Genomic DNA, 3,287 nt, shown 5'->3' with positions numbered 1-3,287 from the left:
CGACAGTGCGGTCGCCCAGGCGGCATAGGCGATCAGGCTGGGCACGATGCCAAGAAAGATGACGGCGCCGAGGCCTGCTGTGTCGGCAACCGCCGCCTGCGAAAAGGCCGACGGCAGGAAGGGCGCCAGGCATAGTGCGCCGAGCACCATGTTCGAAGCGGAGATGGTCAACGGATGATGGCGGGCAAACAGCGGCTTCTGGACGATGGTGTTGACGGCCGAGCACAAGGCCGAACCAAGCACCAGAAGAGCACCGGTGTTAAAAGACAGTCCATTCCCGTCGGCCATGGCGATGACGCCAATGCCGGCGAAGGAAATCACCGTACCGGCCCAGGCCATGCCCGAAAAGCGCTCGCCCAGCAGGACCATCGCCATGATGGCGGTGAAGATCGGGCTGACATTGATGATGAAGCCGGCGGCACCGGCAGAGACGGTCAGTTCGCCGAAATTGAGCATGACGGTGTAGAGCGCGACGAAGATGGCGCCGCCAAAGACCAGGCGCCACACTTCGTCGAGCCTTGGCAGCGCCGGGCGCTTGATGGCCAGGAAGATCGCCGCCGGCACCGCGGCGATGGCAAAGCGCAACGCGCCGAGTTCCAGCGGTCCGAAGGCAGCGAGACCGGCGCGGATCGCCGGAAAGGCGGAGGCCCAACCAACCACCGTCAGCGCGACAGCAATGGCTGCCGTGGTGTCCATCCGCTGTGTCGAATTCAACGTGCCCGTCATTGCGTTCATCTCACTGCCCTCGCATTCTTCGGTCCTGAAAGGCAGAAAACGCCATTTCAGGCCAGTTGACAAACGACCAAATCGAGGATCACCTGTGACTATGGATCACAGCTCGGACACAATGGTACCGCTCGAGACGCTGCGCGCCTTCGATGCGGCGGCGCGGACAGGCAGCTTTTCGGCGGCCGCCGAAAAGCTCAACATCACTCATGGCGCCGTCAGCCGGCAGATCGCCAAGCTCGAGGACTGGCTGGGATTGAAAGTCTTCGACCGTGGGGCGCGCGGCGTCTCGTTGACGATCGAGGGCAACCGGCTGCATCTGCGCACGGCGGAAGCCTTTGCGCTGATATCGACCCATTCCGACCGCTGGGTCGAGCCGCGTGGCACGGCGGTGGTGCGGCTGACCTCGATCCCCTCGGTCAGCGGGCTGTGGCTGATGCCGCGCATGGCGGCTCTGGAGAACAATCCCTCGAAGCTGCGCATCGTGCTCGATGTCGACATCCGCCAGGCCGATCTTGCCGATGAGGGCATCGATCTCTCCATCCGCTGTGGACGCGGCGGCATTCCGGGCCGCGTCTCGGTGCAGCTTTTCGAGGAACATGTCTTCCCCGTCGCGTCACCCGAACTTGCCCGTGAGATCGGCCGCGGCGACCCTGCCCGGCTGCTCAAATATCCGCTGATCAACGATTCCGACGCGTCTGCCTGGCGCGCCTGGTTTGCCGCGCAAGGCATGGATTATCGCCCGCGCCCGCAGGACCGTCGCTTCGAGGACTACAATCTGGTGCTCGACGCCGCCGCCTATGGGCTCGGCATCGCGCTGGCACGCCCACCCCTGACCGGGCATCAATTGCAATCGGGCCGCATCACGCCCGTCGATGAGCGCACCGCGCTCAATCCGGTGTCCTACTGGCTCGACCGGCCGATCGGGCGGCCGCGTACCGCAGCCGCCGACCTCGCCCGCCGCATCGCGGCGGAGGCCGGGCTGGCGCCGGAAAAGATCGAGGCGTTCATCGAAGCCGAGCGGTAGGCCTTCCGCCGGGCATATATCGAGAACCAGCCGATTCGAAGCTCAGCGAAGCAACAACAGAACGAACCCAAGGATTACGGTTCCCAGCAAACCGGCCACTATCGAAACAAAGCCGACCTTCACCAGCAAGTGCTCAGGGTTCGGCGCCGCACCATGGGATTGATTGGCCGGCCTGTGCCTGCCCGCCAATGCACCCAAAGCGGCAGCGTTGCGCGGGACTGGAGCCTGCGGCGGGATAAGCGACAGCAATGACAGCCCCGCAACCCTGGCAGGAGCATTATCATTGGCCGTTGTCGAAGGCGGCAAGAAGGCTCGCGGCGTTTCGGCTTCGGGTTTTGCCTTTCTCGCCGCGATCGTTGCCAACGTCGCCTCTTCGCCCGTCTCAAGTTGGGCAAGATAGGCATCGACGATGCCAGCCGATGCGATCTGCTGCGATTTGACGGCCATTGGCGCGGCCGGCAAAGTCAACAGCGCTGGCGCTGTCTGTTGTGCGAGCAGAGACGGCGCCGGCGGTTGGACCAGCGCCTTGACCAGTGCCGTCATGACTGGATCAGCCTGCCCCGAGGGCACGGCCTGCGGCGTCATCACTTCCCTGAGCAAGGCGGGAAGACGAGTGGAGGAAATGTCCATTGCGGCCCACCAACACCATTTTTCCGCCTCACAATAAGCGTTCAGCATTGTCTCAGGCTTGTCGCATGCTTGACCTCGCCGGGAATTTATGGCGATGAAATCCTCATGAACCCTGGCGTCCCCGCATGATGAACCGTTTCGAAGGCCCCGGCGGCAAGGAAGCCCGCATCCGCTATCTGGATGGCGACTTCCAGGTTACCAGTCCCGGCGCGTTCGTGCGTTGCGCGGTGACAGGCGAAAGCATTCCGCTCGACGAGTTGAAATACTGGAGCGTCGCCAGGCAGGAGCCCTACATCAGCGCCACCGCCTCGCTGCGCCGCGAAATCGAGATGCATCCGGAGCTGCGTAAACGCGGTTAACCCTTCAGCTTGCGCTGGCGCCAGGCATCGAGCGTCTCGTCGATGATGCGCTCGGGAACGTGATCGAGTTCGAAGACAGTGTCGATCTCCAGCACCTCGAGCCGGTCGAGAAAGTCCTGTGAGGCGCCGTGGCGCAGTCGGGCGGCGTCCTTGGCGGTGGTGATGAGCACCAGCCCCTCAGTGCGTGCGGTCGCCGCCAACTCGGCAAGTTCGTCCTCGGCAAAGAAATGGTGGTCCGGAAACGGCCGCGTCAACGCCAGTTCGCCGCCGGCTTCGCGCACCGTGTCGAAGAATTTCTCGGGATGGCCGATACCGGCGAAGGCGAGGAACCGCTTGCCGGCAAGCCCTGCCTTGCCGCTTGGCTCTGTATGGGCCTCGAAGATCGGCCGGCCGGCGCGTGCGGCCTGGCGGACCACGCTGTCAGCGGCAGTGCCCTCGCCCATTTTCAACAGCCCGCTGGTGAAGACCAACTGGTCGACGATTTTGGCCCTGAGCGGCCCCCCCGGAATGACGCGGCCATTGCCGATCCCATAGCGCGCGTCGAC

General features: G+C 64.1%; 5 protein-coding genes. 2 read left to right on the top strand and 3 right to left on the bottom strand.

Annotated features, from left to right (window positions below; all coding sequences use genetic code 11):
• A partial coding sequence (locus EOD15_RS31220; RefSeq protein ID WP_127409164.1) for a DMT family transporter occupies positions 1–735 on the bottom strand: 735 nt, incomplete at its 3' end.
• Between the two features lie 91 nt (positions 736–826).
• On the opposite strand from EOD15_RS31220, the gene EOD15_RS31215 reads away from it, so the two are divergent.
• Positions 827–1,753, top strand: coding sequence for a LysR family transcriptional regulator (locus EOD15_RS31215; RefSeq protein ID WP_127320850.1), 927 nt, complete (start codon positions 827–829; stop codon positions 1,751–1,753).
• A gap of 42 nt (positions 1,754–1,795) precedes the next feature.
• Here EOD15_RS31215 and EOD15_RS31210 read toward each other — a convergent pair whose 3' ends face one another.
• The gene (locus EOD15_RS31210) at positions 1,796–2,383 is read right to left on the bottom strand and encodes a hypothetical protein (protein ID WP_127320853.1); all 588 of its coding nucleotides are present in this window, start codon (positions 2,381–2,383) and stop codon (positions 1,796–1,798) included.
• A 125-nt stretch (positions 2,384–2,508) separates the two neighbouring features.
• Between EOD15_RS31210 and EOD15_RS31205 the strand changes: the two genes are divergently transcribed.
• The gene (locus EOD15_RS31205) at positions 2,509–2,742 is read left to right on the top strand and encodes a DUF2093 domain-containing protein (RefSeq protein WP_031213688.1); all 234 of its coding nucleotides are present in this window, start codon (positions 2,509–2,511) and stop codon (positions 2,740–2,742) included.
• On the opposite strand, the gene EOD15_RS31200 is transcribed toward EOD15_RS31205, so the two are convergent.
• Positions 2,739–3,287 (bottom strand): tetraacyldisaccharide 4'-kinase (locus EOD15_RS31200; RefSeq protein ID WP_185929127.1); only part of this gene is annotated, 549 nt, incomplete at its 5' end. The genes EOD15_RS31205 and EOD15_RS31200 overlap by 4 nt on opposite strands.

It is taken from the genome of Mesorhizobium sp. M7A.T.Ca.US.000.02.2.1 (assembly GCF_003996995.1).
Classification (GTDB): domain Bacteria; phylum Pseudomonadota; class Alphaproteobacteria; order Rhizobiales; family Rhizobiaceae; genus Mesorhizobium.
This window is presented reverse-complemented; position numbering and strand designations above follow the sequence as displayed.